Source organism: Plantibacter flavus, assembly GCF_051487245.1.
In the GTDB taxonomy this organism is placed as follows: Bacteria; Actinomycetota; Actinomycetes; order Actinomycetales; family Microbacteriaceae; genus Plantibacter; species Plantibacter flavus_B.
In genome coordinates, this window is record NZ_JAHVDH010000003.1 from 565,535 (window position 1) to 585,014 (window position 19,480).

General features: G+C 70.4%; 14 protein-coding genes. 9 read left to right on the top strand and 5 right to left on the bottom strand.

Going from position 1 to position 19,480, the window contains the following annotated elements:
- Window positions 1-152: 152 nt before the first annotated feature.
- From KXS11_RS09840 to KXS11_RS09865, 6 genes are all read left to right on the top strand, one after another.
- Entirely contained in the window at window positions 153-2,192 is a 2,040-nt protein-coding gene (locus KXS11_RS09840; protein WP_437385389.1) for a bifunctional aldolase/short-chain dehydrogenase, read from the top strand.
- Window positions 2,189-3,676, top strand: a complete 1,488-nt coding sequence (locus KXS11_RS09845) for a rhamnulokinase (protein ID WP_437385390.1) — start codon at window positions 2,189-2,191, stop codon at window positions 3,674-3,676. The genes KXS11_RS09840 and KXS11_RS09845 overlap by 4 nt, the downstream gene beginning before the upstream one ends.
- 9 nt (window positions 3,677-3,685) lie before the next feature.
- A complete protein-coding gene (locus KXS11_RS09850; RefSeq protein WP_437385391.1) occupies window positions 3,686-4,618 on the top strand; it encodes a 2-hydroxyacid dehydrogenase in 933 nt (310 codons plus the stop codon).
- A 166-nt stretch (window positions 4,619-4,784) separates the two neighbouring features.
- Window positions 4,785-5,678, top strand: coding sequence for a FadR/GntR family transcriptional regulator (locus KXS11_RS09855; protein WP_437385392.1), 894 nt, complete (start codon window positions 4,785-4,787; stop codon window positions 5,676-5,678).
- A complete protein-coding gene (locus tag KXS11_RS09860) occupies window positions 5,671-7,008 on the top strand; it encodes an alpha-hydroxy acid oxidase (RefSeq protein WP_437385393.1) in 1,338 nt (445 codons plus the stop codon). Before KXS11_RS09855 ends, KXS11_RS09860 begins: the two co-directional genes overlap by 8 nt.
- 243 nt (window positions 7,009-7,251) lie before the next feature.
- A complete protein-coding gene (locus KXS11_RS09865) occupies window positions 7,252-7,920 on the top strand; it encodes an NAD(P)-dependent oxidoreductase (RefSeq protein ID WP_437385394.1) in 669 nt (222 codons plus the stop codon).
- A 151-nt stretch (window positions 7,921-8,071) separates the two neighbouring features.
- On the opposite strand, the gene KXS11_RS09870 is transcribed toward KXS11_RS09865, so the two are convergent.
- From KXS11_RS09870 to ddaH, 4 genes are all read right to left on the bottom strand, one after another.
- Window positions 8,072-8,833 carry a polyprenol monophosphomannose synthase gene (locus KXS11_RS09870; RefSeq protein ID WP_437385395.1) on the bottom strand — a complete coding sequence of 254 codons (762 nt, stop codon included), beginning with the start codon at window positions 8,831-8,833 and terminating at the stop codon, window positions 8,072-8,074.
- Between the two features lie 115 nt (window positions 8,834-8,948).
- Window positions 8,949-9,188, bottom strand: a complete 240-nt coding sequence (locus tag KXS11_RS09875; RefSeq protein ID WP_437385396.1) for a hypothetical protein — start codon at window positions 9,186-9,188, stop codon at window positions 8,949-8,951.
- Window positions 9,189-9,293: 105 nt separating this feature from the next.
- Window positions 9,294-11,582, bottom strand: a complete 2,289-nt coding sequence (locus KXS11_RS09880) for a glycoside hydrolase family 3 C-terminal domain-containing protein (RefSeq protein ID WP_437385397.1) — start codon at window positions 11,580-11,582, stop codon at window positions 9,294-9,296.
- Between the two features lie 200 nt (window positions 11,583-11,782).
- The gene (gene ddaH, locus KXS11_RS09885; RefSeq protein ID WP_437385398.1) at window positions 11,783-12,664 is read right to left on the bottom strand and encodes a dimethylargininase; all 882 of its coding nucleotides are present in this window, start codon (window positions 12,662-12,664) and stop codon (window positions 11,783-11,785) included.
- Window positions 12,665-12,826: 162 nt separating this feature from the next.
- On the opposite strand from ddaH, the gene KXS11_RS09890 reads away from it, so the two are divergent.
- Entirely contained in the window at window positions 12,827-13,264 is a 438-nt protein-coding gene (locus tag KXS11_RS09890) for an Lrp/AsnC family transcriptional regulator (RefSeq protein ID WP_347870036.1), read from the top strand.
- Window positions 13,265-13,355: 91 nt separating this feature from the next.
- Window positions 13,356-13,715 carry a GntR family transcriptional regulator gene (locus KXS11_RS09895; RefSeq protein WP_437385399.1) on the top strand — a complete coding sequence of 120 codons (360 nt, stop codon included), beginning with the start codon at window positions 13,356-13,358 and terminating at the stop codon, window positions 13,713-13,715.
- 66 nt (window positions 13,716-13,781) lie between these two features.
- Here KXS11_RS09895 and KXS11_RS09900 read toward each other — a convergent pair whose 3' ends face one another.
- Window positions 13,782-17,576 carry a proline dehydrogenase family protein gene (locus tag KXS11_RS09900; protein WP_437385400.1) on the bottom strand — a complete coding sequence of 1,265 codons (3,795 nt, stop codon included), beginning with the start codon at window positions 17,574-17,576 and terminating at the stop codon, window positions 13,782-13,784.
- A gap of 190 nt (window positions 17,577-17,766) precedes the next feature.
- Here KXS11_RS09900 and KXS11_RS09905 point away from each other — a divergent pair, with 190 nt between their 5' ends.
- Window positions 17,767-19,437, top strand: coding sequence for a phytoene desaturase family protein (locus KXS11_RS09905; protein WP_437385401.1), 1,671 nt, complete (start codon window positions 17,767-17,769; stop codon window positions 19,435-19,437).
- Window positions 19,438-19,480 lie beyond the last annotated feature (43 nt).

Consider the following 19,480-nt stretch of genomic DNA (forward strand, 5'->3'; position numbering starts at 1 on the left):
CTTCGGGACGGAGATAAAACATGAGACGCTAACATATATCTTTACGTTTCAACGAAGTCGAACAACTGACGGCTTGCGCACATCTGTCCTTTCTTGTCATACTTAACAAGATCGAACAGCGGGCACGGGCGTGCCCCGACGAAGGAGTACGAATGTCCGTGAACCAGACCGCGGCTGAGCTCATCGCTCGGAGCAACCGCCTCGGCAGCGACCCGAAGAACACGAACTACGCCGGCGGCAACACCTCCGCCAAGGGCACCGAGATCGACCCCGTGACGGGCGAACCCGTCGAGCTCCTCTGGGTCAAGGGATCCGGCGGCGACCTCGGCACGCTGACGCCTGCGGGCCTGGCCGTCCTCCGCCTCGACCGTCTCCTCGCGCTGCAGAACGTCTACCCGGGCGTCGACCGCGAGGACGAGATGGTCGCCGCCTTCGACTACACGCTCCACGGCAAGGGCGGCGCTGCCCCGTCGATCGACACCGCGATGCACGGCCTCGTCGACGCGGCGCATGTCGACCATCTGCACCCCGACTCCGGCATCGCCATCGCGACCGCCGCGGACGGCCCCGACCTCACCACGAAGATCTTCGGCGACAAGGTCGTGTGGGTCCCGTGGCGCCGTCCCGGCTTCCAGCTGGGCCTCGACATCGCTGCCATCAAGGCCGCGAACCCGCAGGCGGTCGGCACGATCCTCGGCGGCCACGGCATCACCGCGTGGGGTGACACCTCCGACGAGGCGGAGGCCAACTCGCTGTGGATCATCGAGACGGCGAGCGCGTACATCGAGGCCAACTCCCGGCCCGAGCCGTTCGGGCCTGCGCTCGACGGCTACGCGGCCCTGCCAGAGGAAGAGCGTCGCGCGAAGGCCGCCGCCCTCGCCCCGACCATCCGGGGTATCGCCTCCGCAGACCGCCCCGTCGTCGGCCACTTCACCGACAGCCCGGAGGTCCTCGACTTCCTCGCCTCGGCGGAGCACCCGCGCCTCACCGCCCTCGGCACGAGCTGCCCCGACCACTTCCTCCGCACGAAGGTGAAGCCGCTCACCGTCGACCTGCCCGCCACGGCGAGCGTCGAGGAGATCATCGAGCGCCTCGGCACGCTGCACGAGGCGTACCGCGAGGACTACCAGGCCTACTACGACCGCCACGCGACGGCCGACAGCCCGGCGATCCGCGGCGCAGACCCGCTCATCGTCCTCGTCCCGGGCGTCGGCATGTTCAGCTTCGGCAAGGACAAGCAGACCGCTCGCGTCGCCGGAGAGTTCTACGTGAACGCGATCAACGTCATGCGCGGTGCCGAGGGTCTCTCCACCTACGCCCCCATCGACGAAGCCGAGAAGTTCGCGATCGAATACTGGGCACTCGAGGAGGCCAAGCTCCAGCGGATGCCGAAGCCGAAGCCCCTCGCCACCCGCATCGCGCTCGTCACCGGTGCAGCCTCCGGCATCGGCAAGGCCATCGCCACCCGTCTCGTCGCAGAGGGCGCGGTCGTCGCGATCGCCGACCTGTCGCTCGAGAAGGCGCAGGCGGCAGCGGCAGAACTCGGCACCACCGACGTCGCGATCGGCATCGCCGCCGACGTCTCGAACGAGGCCGCGGTCAGGGCTGCGATCGACGAGACCGTCCTCGCCTTCGGCGGCCTCGACCTCGTCGTCAACAACGCCGGCCTGTCGCTCTCGAAGTCGCTGCTCGACACGACCGAGGCCGACTGGGACCTCCAGCACAACGTCATGGCGAAGGGTTCCTTCCTCGTCTCGAAGGCCGCTGCCCGTGTCCTCATCGATCAGAAGCTCGGTGGCGACATCGTCTACATCTCCTCGAAGAACTCCGTGTTCGCCGGCCCGAACAACATCGCCTACTCCGCGACGAAGGCAGACCAGGCGCACCAGGTCCGCCTGTTGGCGGCGGAGCTCGGCGAGTACGGTGTGAAGGTGAACGGCATCAACCCCGACGGCGTCGTCCGCGGCTCCGGCATCTTCGCCTCCGGTTGGGGCGCGAACCGCGCCAAGACGTACGGCATCGACGAGCAGGACCTCGGGAAGTTCTACGCGCAGCGCACCATCCTCAAGCGCGAGGTCGTCCCGGAGAACGTCGCGAACGCGGTCTTCGCCATCTGCACGAGCGACTTCAGCCACACGACCGGACTCCACATCCCCGTCGACGCGGGCGTCGCGGCAGCCTTCCTGCGATGAGCGCGGCAGCGGCCACCGGGCCGGGCGGTCCAGGATCGAGCGGGACCGTCGCGGCGGTGGACCTCGGGGCGACGAGTGGCCGGGTCATGCTCGGTCACGTCGGCCCGGGCGAGCTCCGGCTGGTGCCGGTCGCCCGCTTCCCGAACACGCCCGTCCGCACCCCGGACGGCCTGCACTGGAACATCCTCGAGCTGTACCGGTCGATCCTCGCGGGGCTGTCGGGCGCCGCGAGGCAGGCCCCGCAGCTGTCGAGCATCGGCATCGACTCCTGGGCGGTCGACTACGGACTGCTCCGACAGGGACGCCTGCTCGGCGCCCCGTTCCACTACCGCGACGAGCGCACGGCCGCCGGAGTCGAGGCGGTGCACGCCACCGTCCCCTTCGCGGACCTCTACCGCGCGAACGGACTGCAGTTCCTGCCGTTCAACACCGTGTACCAACTGGCGACGGAACGCGACGCCGGCATGCTCGACGTCGCGGACACTGCGCTGCTCGTCCCCGACCTCATCGCGCACTGGCTGACGGGCGAGCGTGTCGCGGAGGCCACCAACGCCTCGACGACGGGCCTCGTCCGCGCCGGCGAGCCGACCGCTTGGGACACGGAGTTGCTGACGCGGCTCGGGATCCCGTCTGCGATCCTGCCGGCGCTCGTCCAGCCGGGCGACCGCATCGGCACCCTGCTGCCCGCAGTCGCCTCCGAGGTCGGCCTCGACGCCTCGACGCCGGTCACGGCGATCGGCTCGCACGACACCGCGTCGGCCGTGGTCGCCGTCCCGATGCTGTCGCCGGACGCGGCCTACATCTCCTGCGGCACGTGGGGACTCGTCGGAGTCGAGCTCGAGCACCCGGTCCTGACCGAGGCGAGCCGCGCCGCGAACTTCACGAACGAGGGAGGCGTCGACGGCCGGACCCGATTCCTGCACAACGTCATGGGTCTCTGGCTCCTGAGCGAGTCGGTCCGCACGTGGGAGCGCGGGGGCGAGACGATCGACCTCCCGGGCCTCATCGCCCAGGCGGCGGCCGTCACGGCCGAGGTCGCCGTGTTCGACGCGAACGACCCGCGCTTCATGACCCCCGGCGACATGCCGGTCCGCATCGCGGCGTACCTCAGCGAGCACGGCCGGCCCGTCCCGCGGTCCCGCGCCGAGTTCGTCCGCAGCATCATCGAGAGCCTCGCGCAGGCGTTCGCCGACGCGGTCCACACGGCCTCGGAGCTGTCCGGCGTCGACGTCCGGACGATCCACGTGGTCGGTGGCGGCTCGCAGAACGCGCTGCTCTGCCAGCTCACGGCCGATCGGGCGGGTATCGCGGTGGTCGCGGGGCCCGTCGAGGCGACCGCGCTCGGCAATGTGCTGGTCCAGGCACGCGCCGTCGGCATCATCGGCGGAGACCTCGAGTCGATGCGCGCGCTCGTCGCGGCGAGCTTCGAACCGACCAGGTACGAACCACGCCCGTCGCGCGGCTCGGCAGCGGTGAGCCGGTAGCGTCGCAGCATGAGTGCTTCCACCGTCACCGTCGCCCTGCCGTCCGAACTCCGCGAGGAGCTGCTCGCCCAGGGGCCGCTGCCCGAGGGGGTGGAGGTCTTCGAGTGGGACCTCCGCACGGATCCGCCGGCCGAACGCGTCGACCTCGTCGTGCCGTCGTACCTGGGTTCGAAGCGGCCGCTCGCGGACATCGCCCGGGTGAGCCCGAAGCTCATCCAGCTGCAGTCGATCGGCTACGACGGCATCGCCGACCTGGTGCCGTCGGGGATGACGATCGCGAACGCGGCGACCGTGCACGAGGCGTCGACCGCCGAGCTCACCGTCGGTCTCATCCTGGCCTCGCAGCGCGGGATCCCGGACTTCGTCCGCAACGCGGCCACGGGCTTCTGGGCGCAGGAGTCGCGCCCGAGCCTCGCCGACCGCCGCGTGCTCCTCATCGGCTACGGCGGCGTGGGCGTCGCGATCGAGGACCGGCTGCTGCCGTTCGAGGTGGAGGTCACCCGGGTCGCGTCCCGTGCTCGTGCGGACGAGCGCGGAGCGATCCACGGCATCGACGAGCTTCCGGAGCTGCTGCCGCACGCAGAGATCGTGATCGTCGTCGTGCCCTTGACGGAGCACACGCGGGGCCTCATCGACGACGCGTTCCTGTCGGCCCTGCCCGACGATGCGCTCGTCGTGAACGTGGCGCGCGGACCGGTCGCTGACACCGATACGCTCGTCCGGCACGCGACGAGCGGACGCATCCGGCTCGCCCTGGACGTCACCGACCCGGAGCCGCTGCCGGCCGACCACCCGCTGTGGTCGCTGCCGAACGTGCTCGTGTCGCCCCACATCGGCGGCGCGACGAGCGCGATGTTGCCGCGCATGGCCCGTCTCGTGCGCCGCCAGATCGGCCGGCTCCTCGAGGGTGCAGAGCCGGAGAACGTCGTCCTGCGCACCTGAGTCCCACCCCACGCGGGCACGTGCCCGCTCTCGCGGTGCGCCCTGCACGACGTGCCGCGAACCCGGGCACGCGCCCCTCGGAGAATGTCGGGTAACGGCTCGCATTGAATCGGTTCAAGGAGTACAGTTTGTGGTCTGACCACATCGGAGTGTCGAAGGAGGATCGATGAACGCCGCAGCACCAGCAGGACCACCGCTCGAGCAGGTGCTCGATCCGGAGGCGACCTCGGCAGCGCCCGACGACCCGACAGCGGCTCCCGCCGCTCCTGCGGCGATCGCCGTCCGACCCGAGCCCCGTGCCTGGGAGGTCGTCCTCGCCCGCATCGAGTCCGACCTGTTGAGCGGCGTCCTGAAGCCCGGCGACCGCCTGCCCGGTGAACGCCAGCTCGCGATCGACCTCGGTGTCGGACGATCGAGCGTCCGTGAAGCGATCCGCGTGCTGGAAGTCCTCGGGCTCATCCGGACGCACACCGGCTCAGGGCCGACCGCGGGCGCGATCATCGTCGCGACCCCATCGGGCGGCATGGCCACGCTCATGCGACTCCAGGTCGCCGCGCAGGGGTTCGCCGTCCAGGACGTCGTCGACACCCGTCTCGTCATCGAGACGGCGGTGGTCCACAGCCTCGCGACACAGGCGCAGCACCAGGAGCCCGAGCTCGAACACCCGGTGTCGCTGCTCGACGCAATGGATCAGCAGAACCTCACCGAGGCGGAGTTCCTCGCGCTCGACGCCCAGTTCCACCTGTCACTCGCCGAGGCCGAGGGCAATCAGGTCCTCGTGGCGACGATGTCCGGTCTCCGCGACGCCATCGAGCGTTACGTCCTCGCCGGCGTTCCGCAGCAGGCCTCGTGGTCGGCCACCGCCGATCGCCTGCGAGCCGAGCACCGAGGCATCCTCACCGCCATCCGTGCGGCCGACCCGGACGAGGCGCGCCACGCCATCCGTTCCCACATCACCAACTACTACCAAGCTCGCGAGGGGTCCCAAACGGCTGCCGCGAGCACGCCAACACCCACCATTTCGGCCCCCTCGCGGGAGAAAGAAGCCAGCCATGGTTGAACGCCGCATCCCCAAGCCCCACGACCTGCTGCCACTCATGCAGTTCAAGAAGCCCGAGTTCAACGCGCGTCGGCGACGCCTCGCGGCCGCGACGACCATCAGCGACCTCCGCACGATCGCCAAGAAGGTCACGCCGACGGCACCGTTCGACTACACCGACGGCGCCGCCGAGGGCGAGATCTCTCTCGCCCGCGCACGCCAAGCGTTCCAGGACATCGAGTTCCACCCGAGCGTGCTGAAGAACGTCGCGAACGTCGACACCGGTTGGGACGTCCTCGGCGAGCGGGTCGCATTCCCGTTCGGCATCGCCCCCACGGGCTTCACCCGCATGATGCAGACGGAGGGTGAGCGCGCGGGTGCCGCAGCCGCCGCAGCCGCCGGGATCCCCTTCACCCTGTCGACGATGGGCACCACGTCCATCGAGGACGTCAAGGCGGCAGCACCGGGTGGCCGCAACTGGTTCCAGCTCTACATGTGGAGTGAGCGCGAACGGTCGATGGCCCTCGTCGACCGAGCGGCCGCAGCGGGCTACGACACGCTCGTCGTCACGGTCGACACCCCGGTCGGTGGCGCGCGCCTCCGCGACGTGCGCAACGGCATGACGATCCCGCCGTCGCTCACCCCGAAGACCATCATCGACGCCCTCCCCCGACCGGCCTGGTGGATCAACTTCCTCACCACGGAACCGCTGGCGTTCGCGAGCCTCGACCGCTGGTCGGGCACCGTCGCAGCACTCATCGACACGATGTTCGACCCGACCGTCGGACCCGACGAGGTCAAGTACATCCGCGAGCAGTGGAAGGGCAAGCTCATCGTCAAGGGTGTGCAGTCCGTCGCCGACGCGAAGCTCGCCGTCGACCTCGGCGCCGACGCCGTGCAGCTGTCGAACCACGGCGGACGCCAGCTCGACCGCGCGCCGATCCCGTTCCACCTGCTCCCGAGCGTCGTCCGCGAGGTCGGCAAGGACACCGAGGTGCACCTCGACACCGGCATCATGAACGGTGCCGACATCGTCGCGTCCGTGGCCCTCGGAGCCCGCTTCACGTTCATCGGCCGCGCGTACCTGTACGGCCTCATGGCCGGCGGTCGCGAGGGTGTCGACCGCGCGATCCAGATCCTGTCGAGTGAGATCACGCGCACGATGAAGCTGCTCGGTGTCGCCTCCCTCGAGGAGCTGCAGCCGCACCACGTGACCCAGCTGTCGCGCTTCACCACCCTGCAGCCGCTGCCCGAGACCCTCGCCGCCGCGGCCCCCAGCCGCGCCGCGTCGAAGCCGGCCACCGCAGCACGCAAGGCCCCGGCACGGAAGCCGTCCGCCGCGAAGGCCTGACGCACCGGACACCACCCGAGGGGCCACGGACGCCAGGTCCGTGGCCCCTCGTCGTTCCCCCAGAACGCGCCCAGGGATCGAACGGGGTGCACGGTCCGGCATGCCCGGGGGCATCCCTGGGCTGCTTCCTCGGGTTGTCCCCGATGCCGATGCGCACACGCTGGACGAGCATGGGAGGGCACCAGTTTTCAGCAGTCCCTGCACCACATGTGCCTGTGCTCAGATGTCCGCGAAAGGAGCGCTGTGGCACATATCCTCGTGCTCGGCGGCAGCGGCCGCACCGGGCGACTCGTCATCGCAGAAGCGCTCCGTCGTGGCCATTTCGTCACGGCGCTCGTCCGCGACCCCTCCGTCATGGTGCCTGGCGACCGACTCACCGTCGTCGAGGGCTCGCCGCTCTCCCCCGACGACGTCGACGCGGCGATGCGAGGCACTCAGGCGGTCATCGTCGCGCTGAGCAACGTCGGTTCCTCCGAGTGGCCCTGGGCGCGCCAGGTGAGCCCGCCCGACCTCGTCGCCGAGGCGGTCCGCACGGTCACGGACGCGATGCGCTCGCGCGGCCTCAAGCGCATCGTGTTGCTCTCCGCGCTGGGCGCCGGCGACTCGGTCTCGAGTGTGCCACGGCTCCTGCGCTGGGCCACCAGGTTCCTCCGCCTCGGCACCGTGTACGCCGACCACGAGCGGGCGGACGGCGAGCTGCGTCGCTCGGGTCTCGATTGGACGATCGTCCGCCCGACGGTCCTCTCGGGTAGCGCCCACCGTCGCCCCATCGTCATCGCCGGACCGGGCAGCTGGCCGAGCTCGGTGCGCATCAGCCGGGCCGACGTCGCCGGGTACCTCGTCGACGCCCTGGGCGACGAGCAGCTCATCGGGGTCGCCCCCGTCATCTCCTCGGGCTCCGTCGCCGACTGACCTCCCTGCGCGTCCGACTCCACCACCGCACGTGCACAAGTCCTGCTCTCGCTCCGCAGGGCGGGCCCGCACCCCGCAGTCCAAGCCACGCAGGTGTCGCCCAGCCGCCCGAGCAGGAGTTGCGAACGGGCCGAGGCCTCCGGCAGGACGCCTACCGCTCGGCGACGGCGCCGGCACGAACCGGACGACGGCCGGTGATGCGGTCGGTCAGCTCGCAGATGCCCCACCAGGTGACGCGCAGCATCGCCTCGACCACGATGCCCGTCGTCATCTTCGAGGCGCCGTAGGCCCGCTCGGTGAAGGTGATCGGCACCTCGACGATGCTGAGCCCGGCTCGATGCGCATGCCAGAGCATGTCGACCTGGAAGCCGTACCCGTGGCTGTGGACCTCGTCGAGGTGCAGCCGTTCGAGCGCTTCCGTGGTGAACACCCGGTAGCCGCCGGTGACATCGCGGGCCGGCAGCCGCAGCATGGCACGTGCGTACGCGCTGCCGCCTCGGGAGATGAGTTCGCGCCGCTTCGGCCAGTTCACGACCGAACCGCCCGGTACCCAGCGGGATCCGAGCACGACGTCTGCGCCGGCCGAGCCCGCGTCGAGCATCGATTGCAGCTGTTCCGGGGCGTGCGAGCCGTCGGCGTCCATCTCGACCACGCGGTCGAATCCGCGCTCGAGCGCCCAGGCGAACCCGCCCTTGTAGGCGGCACCGAGGCCCTCTTTGCCCGCACGGTGCAGCACGTGCACGGCGGTGTCGGCTGCGGCGAGCGCCGTGGCGATCTCACCGGTGCCGTCGGGCGAGTTGTCGTCGACGACGAGCACCTGGACGTCCGGTGTGGCGACGCGGACGCGCGCGACGATCCGTTCCAGGTTCTCGCGCTCGTTGTAGGTGGGAATGATGACCACCGTGGATTCCATCGTTGCCGTCCTCGTGTCTGCTCAGTCAGCGTAGCGCGCTGAACAGGACGGTATCCGCGCTCCCCGATCGTCTGGTCGACGTGCGGTGAACGTGGAGCGAACCCGGAGGGTCCCGTCAGTTCCGGCTGGCGAAGTGCGCGGGGACGAAGAGGGCGAGGGCGATCATGAGGATGCCGCCGAAGAACCAGAGGAACTGCAGGAAGTCCGTCCGGAAGGCCTCCCCGAAGCACCAGAGTCCACCGGCGAACAGGGCGAGCGCGATGACGACCCAGAAGCCTGTGGCGTCGCCTGACGCGCTCGAGGTCGCGGCCCGTGAGCGCTCGGTGTCCCGTGATCCGCCGTGTTCCGTCGCCATCGTGCGCCTCCGTTCGTCGCGTGCCTGTGCTTGCCAGGTATACGCCGGGCCACCCACGCCCGCAAGCCCCTCGCGTCGGGTGCGAGGGGCTTGCGCGCCGACGGGTCAGACGTTGACGGTGTTGATCAGCTCGTCGAGCGCCTCGCTGGAGATCGGGCTGTTCGGGAAGGATGCGACGCGGCCGATGGGCATGGAGGCCATCATCTTGAGGATCGCGGGGTCGCCGAACATGCCGGCTTCGCCTCCCGCGCCGGCCGCACTGGCCATCGCCGCGCCGAGGACCTGGCCGACGACGGGGTGCTCCAGCCATTCGCCGATCGTGGAGTCCGCGTCGAGCGGCAGGATCAGTTCGTCTCCGACGAGGTCGATGCTCACGGTGGCGCGGAGGTCGCGTGACGAGGCACCGATCGCGAAGGTCACGGCGGCACCCTCGACGACCCAGCGGTCTGCGATGGGGTGGAAGTAGGCGAGGTCCTCGCGACGGATCGTGACGACGACTTCGGCGGACTCCCCCGCCTCGAGCGCGACCGATGCGAAGCCCTTGAGTTCCCGCTCCGGACGGATCACGGTGGATCCTTCGACCGTCGAGTACACCTGGACGACCTCGCGTCCCGCGACGGCGCCGGTGTTCGTGACGGTGACCCGTACCTCGAGGTCGCCCGACGCGTCGGAGCCTGCGACCGGGGCCACCGACGCGTCCGAGTAGGTGAAGGTCGTGTACGAGAGGCCGTGGCCGAACGGGTAGCTGACAGCGAGGTCGTGGCGGTCGAAGTGGCGGTAGCCGACGAAGAGGCCCTCGCCGTAGCGGACGTGGCCGAACTCGCCGGGGAAGTCGGTGTAGGAGGACGTGTCCTCGAGACGCACCGGGATGGTCTCGGCGAGGCGTCCGGACGGGTTGACCGATCCGAAGAGCACGTCGGCGATCGCACCACCGCCGGCCTGGCCGAGGAGCCAACCCTCGACGATGGCCTGCACGCGGTCGGCCCAGCCAGACACGCGCACGACGCCGCCGTTGGACAGCACGACGACGACGTTCGACGTGACGGCGAGCACCGCGTCGAGCAACTCGGTCTGCACGGCGGGCAGTTCCAGGTGCTCGCGGTCGAAGCCCTCCGACTCCTCGTCGCCCGGCAGGCCGAGGAAGAGGACGGCGACGTCCGAGGCGGCTGCCAGTGCGACGGCCTCAGCGGTGAGCGCCGCGGCGTCGGTGGCGGCTGCAGCGTCGGTGGTGATGCTGAAGCCCGGTGCGAACTCGATCGAACGCCCGCCGGCCAGCGCGCGCAGCTCCTCGAGAGCGGTGTCGAGGCGGGTCGGGTTGATCTGCGAGCTCCCGGCGCCCTGGTAGCGGGGCGTGCGGGCGAACTCCCCGATGACCGCGATGGTTCCCGCGCTGGCATCGGCGGCGAGCGGGAGCACACCGTTCTCGTTGCGCAGCAGCACGATCGAGCGACCGGCGACCTCGCGGGCGAGCGCGTGGTGATCGTCGACGCTGTACACCGCGTCGGGGTTGCGCCCGGCCGTGGCGCGCACGGCGAGCTGCAGCAGCCGGTCGACCGCGGTGTCGAGCGCGGCTTCATCGAGCGAGCCGTCGGTGACGGCGGCGACGACCTCGGCATCCGTTCGCCCGCCGGACGACGGCATCTCGAGGTCGAGCCCTGCCGCGACGCCCGCGACCCGGTTGTTCACCGCGCCCCAGTCGGAGACGACGATGCCTTCGAAGCCCCACTCGCCCCGCAGCACGTCGGTGAGCAGCCACGGGTTCTCCGAGGCGTAGACCCCGTTGATGCGGTTGTACGAGCACATGACCGTCCACGGCTTGGCCTCGGTGACGACGCGCTGGAAGCCGCGCAGGTAGATCTCGCGGAGCGGACGGATGTCGACGTCGGCGCTCACGCGCAGGCGATCGGTCTCCTGGTTGTTCGCGGCGAAGTGCTTGAGGGAGGCTCCGACGCCCTGGCTCTGCAGACCACGGACGAGCGCGCTGCCGAGCACCCCGCTGACGATCGGGTCCTCGGACAGGTACTCGAAGTTGCGACCGCACAGCGGCGAGCGCTTGATGTTGATCCCGGGGCCGAGCAGCACGGCGACGTCTTCGGCCGCAGCCTCTTCGCCGAGGGCGGTGCCGACACGGACGAGGAGTTCCGGGTCCCAGGTGGAGCCGAGCGCCACGGCGGGCGGGAAACAGGTGGCCGGGACACTGTCGTCGAGGCCGAGATGGTCGCCACTCCCCGTCTGCTTGCGGACCCCGTGCGGACCGTCGGTCATGAAGACCGAGGGCACACCGACGCGGTCGATCGCCTTGGTGCTCCAGAAGTTCGCGCCGCTCGTGAGCGATGCCTTCTCCTCGAGCGTGAGGTCTGCCGCGCTGAATGCGCTGAGCTCGGAGTTCGTCATCGTGAATGCCCTTCTCGCGGCCTCGGCGCCGCTGCGTCACGGTGATCGTATCACCCAAAACCGAACGGTATTAGGAATTGATTTCACCCGTCGGACACACTGAGCGCCGCCCCTCGACAGGCTCACGGACCAGGCCGGAGCGAACACGGGGCGTCAGGCACACGATCCCACTCGCTGAGCCGACTGCAGGGCGGACAGGCCTACCCGCGCAGCTCCAGCGTGCAGCACTTCACGCCGCCGCCACCGAGCAGCAGCTCGGAGAGGTCGACACCCACAGGGGTGTAGCCGCGCTCGCGCAGCTGCGCCTCGAAGCCGGCGGCCCGAGCAGCGATGACGACGTTCCGGCCGTCGGAGATCGAGTTGAGACCGAGCACGGCGGCATCCTCGGAGCTCACGTGGATGGCGTCGGGGTAGCGCTCGGCCAGGATACGGTTGCTCGCCTCGTCGAACGCGTCCGGCAGGTAGGCGATGTTCGCCGCGCGGCCGTCACCGGGGACGATCGGGTCGAGGACGGAGATGGCCGTGTCGAGGTGGTAGAAGCTCGGGTTCACGAGGTTCAGGGTCACGACCTCGCGATCGAAGATGCGGCGCACCTCGTCGTGGCTGCGCGGGTCGGTGCGGAAGCCCGTGCCGGCGAGGATCGTGTCACCGACGAGCATGATGTCGCCCTCGCCCTCGTTCACGAACTCGGGGCGCACGACGCGGAACCCGTTCGCCTCGAACCAGTCCATGTACGCAGGACCCTCCGGGATGCGCTCGTCGTGGGTGAACTTCGCACCGTAGGCGACGCCGTCGAGCGTGAAACCGCCATTGGCCGCGAACACCATGTCGGGCAGGCCGTCGAGGGGGTCGATGAGCTCCACCGTGTGCCCGAGTTCGAGGTAGTGCTGGTGCAGGACCTCCCACTGCGACACGGCGAGCGAGGTGTCCGTCGGGTCGTCCGGGTTCATCCAGGGGTTGATCCGGTAGCTGACCGTGAAGCGGTCGGGCCGACACATGAGGTACCGGCGGCGCGTGGCCTGGCGGCCCGCCTGTGCGGAGTCCTGGGCGGTGGGTGCAGGGGTGTTGAGCGTCGACGACACGTCGGCCTCCAAACGAGCGAGGAACGGCGGACGAGGTCCAGGGGCCCGGGGGCACGCCGGAATCATCATCGCATGCGATTCACGGCGTTTTCTCGGAATATGGCGCATGATATCTGCGAATTGGCAGCTTTTCACGCAATGAAAGCGCGTACACTTGCCCTCATGGACAACCTTGATCGTGGCATCATCGACCTGCTCCGGCAGAACTCCCGCGCCGGCTACGGCGACATCGGAGCGGTCGTCGGGTTGTCGGCATCAGCCGTCAAGCGCCGCGTCGACCGCCTCGTCGCCGACGGGGTCATCCAGTCCTTCACGATCCAGGTCGACCCCACTGTCGACGGCATGCAGACTGAAGCCTACGTGGAACTGTTCTGCCGCGGCACCGTCTCACCCAACGAGCTGCTGCGCATCCTCTCCGGAGTGCCCGAGGTCGTCGACGCCGGCACGGTCACCGGCAGCGCGGACGCCATCGTGCACATGCGCGCACGCAACATCCCCGCCCTGGAAGACGCGCTCGAGAAGGTGCGCATCGCCCCGAACGTCGACCACACGCGGAGCGCCATCGTCCTCACCCGCCTGATCCACCGCCACGTCGACTGACCGCCCCTCCCCGGCCCGCGAGGGGTCCCGAATGGCTGGTTCTGATGCTCCAAACTCACCGTTTGGGACCCCTCGCGGGCAGGATGGGGGGATGATGGCGATCAGGATAGAGACCGGGAGCAGTGTCAGCGTGTTCGAGCAGCTCCGGACGCAGGTGATGGAGCAGGTGCGCGACGGACGACTCGCCCCCGGAGCGAAACTCCCGACCGTCCGCGGGCTGGCCGACGAACTCGGCATCGCGCCGAACACGGTCGCGAAGGCGTATCGTCTGCTCGAGACCGATGAGGTCATCGAGACCCGTGGTCGCGCAGGCACCTTCGTCTCCGCCCACGGTGACCCGACCACCCGCCAGGCACAGCAGGCGGCAGCCGCCTACGCGGCGCGGATCCGCGAGCTCAACATCCCGGCAGACGAGGCGCTCGCGCTCGTGGAGGCGGCGCTGCGGAGCTGACCACCCTTCGACGAGCTCAGGGACCGGGACACCTCAGGACCGAGACGCCTCAGGGACCGGCCCCGCTCAGATGACGGACTGGGTCCACGGATCGGGCTGACCGTAGCGGTGCGTGGTGATCGAGATCGACTGCTCCCGCAGGAACGGCAACAGCTCGACCCGCCCCGCCTGAGTCACCGGGCCCGCGTAGACGGCGACCTCCGGGTCACCCCCGAGGACCTCCGCCAGCTGCGCGACGAGCGGCTCGGGCGCCGGACGAAGCGCCTCGACACCGCCCGGCACCGTGACGAGCTCGGGTTCCCGCCTCCGGCCGACGATCCGCACGCGCGACACGGTCTCCGAAGCACTTCGCGCGAGCGCGTCGACTCCGCCACCGGATCCGGCGCTGAACCCGTCGGACCCGTCGAGAGCACCCCGCGCGCCCATCCGGGCCAACCACTGGTCATCGGTCTCGAGCGCCACCGGGACCTCCAGCAGCGTCAGCCAGTCGCGAACCTCGCGAGGCAGACGACCGCCGAGGCTCACCGTGAACCGCGACCGCGAGCGGACGGCGGCGATGAGCACGCGGAGCGCGTCACCGAGGTCTGCTCCCGCCGCCACCCGCACCGCGACGGCGACCGGACGGTACCGCCGCAGATTCCGCTCGACACCCAGCTGTGACACGTCCGTCACCTCGCCGAACTCGTTGCCCCAGGCCACCGCGTCGGAGAGTGCCGCGCGGCGCAGCACGTCGAAGGCTTCGTAGGTGAGCGACGGCTGCGCGGCCTCGATGAGCTTCACGATGCGCGTGTCGAGCCCCCGAAGGTGCAGCGTACGGCTCTGAGAGCCCTGGTCGGGCAACCAGTCGCCGAGCACGGCGAGGGCGTTCGGCCCGCCGAGCTTCGCGCCGCCGCCGAGCGCGGAACGCTTCCAGCCGCCGAACGGCTGCCGCTGCACGATCGCGCCCGTGGTCGCCCGGTTGACCGCGAGGTTCCCGGCCTGAACGGCGTCGATCCATTCGCCGACGTCGACCGGGTCGAGGGTGTGGAGTCCTGCCGTCACGACACCGGCGGGAGCGTTCTGGGCGTCGATCGCCTCGCCGAGCGTCTGCACCTGCATGAGTCCGAGCACCGGACCGAACGTCTCGGTGAGGTGGAACGGCGATCCCGGCTGCACCCCGGTGCGCACACCCGGCGACCACAGCCGATTGCTCGGTTCGCCGAAGTTCACGGATGAGTCGTCGAGCAGTTTCGGCTCCACGAGCCACTGTTCGCCGAGTCGTGGTTCGGTCAGCGCTGCGAGCAGCTGCGGACCGGCCGGCTCGATGACGGGCCCGAGCTCGGTGCGTCCATCCGACGGCCACCCGACCCGGAGCGAGCGGACGGCGTCCACCAGCTGCCGACGGAACCGCTCCGACCGGCCCATCGATCCGACGAGGATGACGAGGGACGCCGCGGATCGCTTCTGTCCGGCGTGACCGAACGCACTCCGCACCACGTCGGCGACGGCCAGGTCGACGTCGGCGCTCGGCATCACGATGATCGCGTTGCGGCCCCCGACATCGGCGTGCATCGGCAGCGCTGGGCGCCACGCGCGGAAGCGCGCGGCGTCCTCGAACGAGCCGGTGTGGAGCACGCGGTCGACGGCCGGGTGCCGGACGAGGTGCCTGGTCAGGGACTCGTCCGCGAGGTCGGCGACGACGAGCAGGTCTCGTGGCACCCCCGCATCCCAGAGCGTCTCGGCCAGCACGGCCGCGGACCTCCTGGCGAGCGGGTCCGGGGTGAGGATGACGCCGCTCCCGGCGGCCAGCGCGTTCAGCACGCCTCCGGCCGGGATCGAGACGGGGAAGTTCCAGGGCGAGGACACGACGGTGAGTCGGGCCGGCACGAAGCGGGCGCCCTGCACGCGATCGAGTTCGTGGGCTGCTGCGGCGGCGAAGTGGGCGAGGTCGACCGCCTCGCTCACCTCGGTGTCCGCCTCGCCGAAGACCTTCCCGGTTTCGGCGGCGACGACCTCGATGAGGCGCGCACGACGGGAGGCGAGCATCCGTCCGACCGCGTGCAGCACGACCGAGCGGTCCGCGGCGGTCTTCGCACCCCAGCGCGACCCGGCGGCGGCGACCATCGCGACGGTGCGGTCGAGCACCCGCGCATCACTGATCTCCTGGGCCGCCACGCCCGCCTGACCAAGGGTCGATCCGGGGATCCGCGCCAGGATGTCGCCGGCCCACTTCCGGTTCGCCGCGGTCGACGGATCGGTGTCGGGTGTGTTGGTGAAGCCGCCGGCGCCGCTGACGATGCCGCCCCGCTCCGAGCGCGCGAACACCGCCGTCTCGACGTACCCGGTGCTCGAGGGGATCACCCCGTCACCGCTCGACCCCCGATCGAGGCCGAGGACCTGATGGGTGAGCCCGGGCTCGTCCTGGTCGGCCGGATCGCGGAAGCGCGTGTCCGCTTCGAGGCGAACCGGTTCTTCAGCCTCGGCGATACGATCCTGCGTCCGGTTCGTCTCGGGCACCTGGTCGGCAGAAGCCTCGAGCGACTGGACGGACGCGACGAAGCGTCGCCGTTCGCGAGTGAAGAGCGACGGCTTGGCGGCGAGTTCGTGTGCCGCGGAGAGGAAGTTCTCGGGCCCCGCCTGCTCTTCGAGCCGTCGTGCGAGGTAGGAGATCGCGACGTCGAGCTCCTTCGGGTCGACGACCGGCACGTAGAGCAGCACCTGACCGACGTCCCTCTTGACCGCGGCGACGTGTCCGGTGGCCATGCCGAGGAGCATCTCCACCGTGAGCGCCTCCTGCACGCCACGCTCGCCGGCGAGCAGCCAGGCATAGGCGATGTCGAACAGGTTGTGGCTCGCCACACTCACCCGCACGACACGGGCGTGCTCAGGGGTGAGCGACCACTGCAGCACCCGCTTGAGGTTCGCATCCGTCTCGCGCTTGGAGCCGTAGCTCGCGAGCGGCCAGCCGCGCAGCGCCGAGTCGACCCGTTCCTGCGCGAGGTTCGACCCCTTCACCAGACGGAGGGTGATCGGCGCGCCACCCGCGGCGACCCGCTGCTTCGACCACGCGGTGAGCTGCATGACGGCGGTCAACGCGTCCGGCAGCGACGTCTGGATCGCGAGTCCGGCCGAGTACCCGTGCAGCTGCGGTTGATCGAGGAGCGAGGTGAACACCGCAATGGTGAGGTCGAGGTCGCGATACTGCTCGAGGTCGAAGGTGATCGTCGTGCCGTTCGCGAGCGCCGTCTCGAACAGCGGCATGAGCCGACGGACCGCTCGGGCGACGGTCTGCTCGAACGACCACGACGAGCTCGGACCGACGATCGACGAGACCGTGAAGGACACGTGGTCGACGTCCGCACGCTCGATGAGTGTCCGCACCGCGGCGAGACGCTTCTGCGCTTCAGCAGCACCGAGCACGGCGTCGCCGAGCGGCGCGAGGTTGAGGGCGGCACCGTCCTCACGCAGGCTCGCGATGCGCTCTCCGAGCTGCTTCGGTCGGGAGTCGAGGACGAGGTGACCGACCATGTCGTGCAGCACACGGCGGGCGATGGGCACGACGACCCACGGCAGCACCGGTCCGATGGCACCACCCGCGTGGATGGCGGCACGCTGGTACCAGGGCAGGAAGGCCGGAGCGAGCTGCGCGAGTCCGTGGAGGGTGTTTCCCGCGACGAGGCGGTCCTCGGGTCGGAGGACGCCGTCGACGAAGCCGAGGGTGAAGCCGAGGCCGTCCGGGTCGCGCAGGATGCCGGAGAGCCGTTCGGTCGCGACGTCGGCCGGCTCGTTCGCCGCGGCCTGCACCCAGGTGGAGGCGAGCGCGATCGCCCGGTCGGTGAGCCCGGTCGTCCCGGTGGACTCCTCGCCCGCTACGTTCGCCATGCTCACAGACTATTCGCTCACCCGCCGCGCGCCCCTCAGGCGCACCCCGGTCCGTGAGGCAAACCCCGGGACCACGAGGCGCACCCCGTTCTCTGAGCGTGTCGAAGGGGCTTGCCGCGAACGCGCCGCCCCTCGACGAGCCCGGGGCCGACACCGGGGGGCTCGGGGATCGATGCCATAGGCTCTCCGCATGCACTCGGAGGAACGCTACGACGCGATCATCGTCGGCGGTGGCCACAACGGGCTGACCGCTGCCGCCTATCTCGCCCGCGCCGGGAGGCGGGTGCTCCTGCTCGAACGTCTCGACCACACCGGCGGCGCCGCGGTGTCGGAGCGCCCGTTCCCCGGCGTCGAGGCACGCCTCTCCCGGTACTCGTACCTCGTGAGTCTGCTTCCCCAACGCATCATCGACGACCTCGGGCTCGACGTCCGCCTGGCGCGTCGCCGCTACTCCTCCTACACGCCGGACCCGGCAGCTCCCGGCACGGGTCTGCTCGTCGACAACGGCGACGACGCAGCGACCACGGCGTCGCTCGCCAGTGTCGGGGCCGAGGAGGACGCGGCTGGACTGGCCGAGGTCCACCGACTCATCGACCTCGTGGCCCGCACCGTCTGGCCGACGATGACCGAGCCGCTGCGGTCCCGGTCCGAGATGCGTGCCGCCGTCATCGACGCCGCAGCGACGATCGGCCTGAGTCGTGCGGACGCCGAGCACGTGTGGTCGGCGATGACCGAGCGACCCATCGGTGAACTCATCGAACAGGAGACCGGGTCCGACCTCGTCCGCGGCGTCGTGCTGACCGACGCGCTCATCGGCACCTTCGCCCGTGCGGGAGACACGGACCTGCAGCAGAACATCTGCTTCCTCTACCACCTGATCGGCGGCGGGACGGGAGACTGGGACGTCCCGATCGGCGGGATGGGCGCCGTCACCGATGAGCTCGCCCGCGTCGCCCGTGAGGCCGGTGCGGAGGTCCGCGTCTCCACCGAGGCCACTGCCATCGACGCCGAAGCGGGAACCGTCCAGTACCGCGCGGCGGACGGCTCGGCGATGAGTGCCACCGGTGACTGGATCCTCTCCGGCGCGGCACCGCTCGTGCTCGACCGGCTCCTCGCGGAGGGCGCACGCCTCGGTGGTGACGGCGCTGATGCGGCACCGGGCGCAGCAGCTCCGGAGCACGCCACGCCGGAGGGCGCCCAGGTGAAGGTGAACCTGCTCGTGCGCCGGCTCCCCCGCCTCCTCGACCCGACGGTGGACCCCGCGGCCGCGTTCGGCGGCACCTTCCACGTGAACGAGGGGTGGGCACGGCTCGACGCCGCCTACCTCGAGGCAGAGGCGGGGCGGATCCCTGTGCCACTCCCCCTCGAGATCTACTGCCACACGCTGAGCGACCCGAGCATCCTCTCCCCCGAACTGCAGGAGGCGGGCGCCCACACGCTCACCGTGTTCGGTCTGCACGTCCCTCACCGCTTGGCGCTCGCGGCGGACGAGGTCGACGGCGGCCACGACGCCTTCCGAGATGAACTGACCGCCGCGGTCCTCGCGTCGCTCAACGCCGTGCTCGCCGAACCGATCGACGACCTGCTGCTCCTCGACGCCGAGGGCCGGCCGTGCCTTGAGACGCGGACGACGCTCGACCTCGAACGCTCACTCGCCATGCCGGGCGGCAACATCTTCCACGGTCCGCTGTCCTGGCCGTTCCAGGACGACGACGCCGCTCGATCGACCCCCGCCGAGCGGTGGGGTGTCGCGACGACCCACCCACGTGTGCTGCTGTGCGGGGCCGGCGCTCTGCGCGGCGGAGCCGTCAGCGGGCTCGGTGGGCACAATGCGGCGATGGCCGTGCTGGAACACGACTGACGACTCGTCGCCGGCCACACGGACGGCGAGGCCGCCCGGCTCC

What these genes read in the sequence shown, in the direction of transcription:
- KXS11_RS09840 (WP_437385389.1), top strand. Translation starts at nt 153, where the DNA reads ATGTCCGTGAACCAGACCGCGGCTGAGCTCATCGCTCGGAGCAACCGC.
- KXS11_RS09845 (WP_437385390.1), top strand. Translation starts at nt 2,189, where the DNA reads ATGAGCGCGGCAGCGGCCACCGGGCCGGGCGGTCCAGGATCGAGCGGG.
- KXS11_RS09850 (WP_437385391.1), top strand. Translation starts at nt 3,686, where the DNA reads ATGAGTGCTTCCACCGTCACCGTCGCCCTGCCGTCCGAACTCCGCGAG.
- KXS11_RS09855 (WP_437385392.1), top strand. Translation starts at nt 4,785, where the DNA reads ATGAACGCCGCAGCACCAGCAGGACCACCGCTCGAGCAGGTGCTCGAT.
- KXS11_RS09860 (WP_437385393.1), top strand. Translation starts at nt 5,671, where the DNA reads ATGGTTGAACGCCGCATCCCCAAGCCCCACGACCTGCTGCCACTCATG.
- KXS11_RS09870 (WP_437385395.1), bottom strand. Translation starts at nt 8,833, where the DNA reads ATGGAATCCACGGTGGTCATCATTCCCACCTACAACGAGCGCGAGAAC.
- KXS11_RS09875 (WP_437385396.1), bottom strand. Translation starts at nt 9,188, where the DNA reads ATGGCGACGGAACACGGCGGATCACGGGACACCGAGCGCTCACGGGCC.
- KXS11_RS09880 (WP_437385397.1), bottom strand. Translation starts at nt 11,582, where the DNA reads ATGACGAACTCCGAGCTCAGCGCATTCAGCGCGGCAGACCTCACGCTC.
- KXS11_RS09890 (WP_347870036.1), top strand. Translation starts at nt 12,827, where the DNA reads ATGGACAACCTTGATCGTGGCATCATCGACCTGCTCCGGCAGAACTCC.
- KXS11_RS09895 (WP_437385399.1), top strand. Translation starts at nt 13,356, where the DNA reads ATGATGGCGATCAGGATAGAGACCGGGAGCAGTGTCAGCGTGTTCGAG.
- KXS11_RS09900 (WP_437385400.1), bottom strand. Translation starts at nt 17,576, where the DNA reads ATGGCGAACGTAGCGGGCGAGGAGTCCACCGGGACGACCGGGCTCACC.
- KXS11_RS09905 (WP_437385401.1), top strand. Translation starts at nt 17,767, where the DNA reads ATGCACTCGGAGGAACGCTACGACGCGATCATCGTCGGCGGTGGCCAC.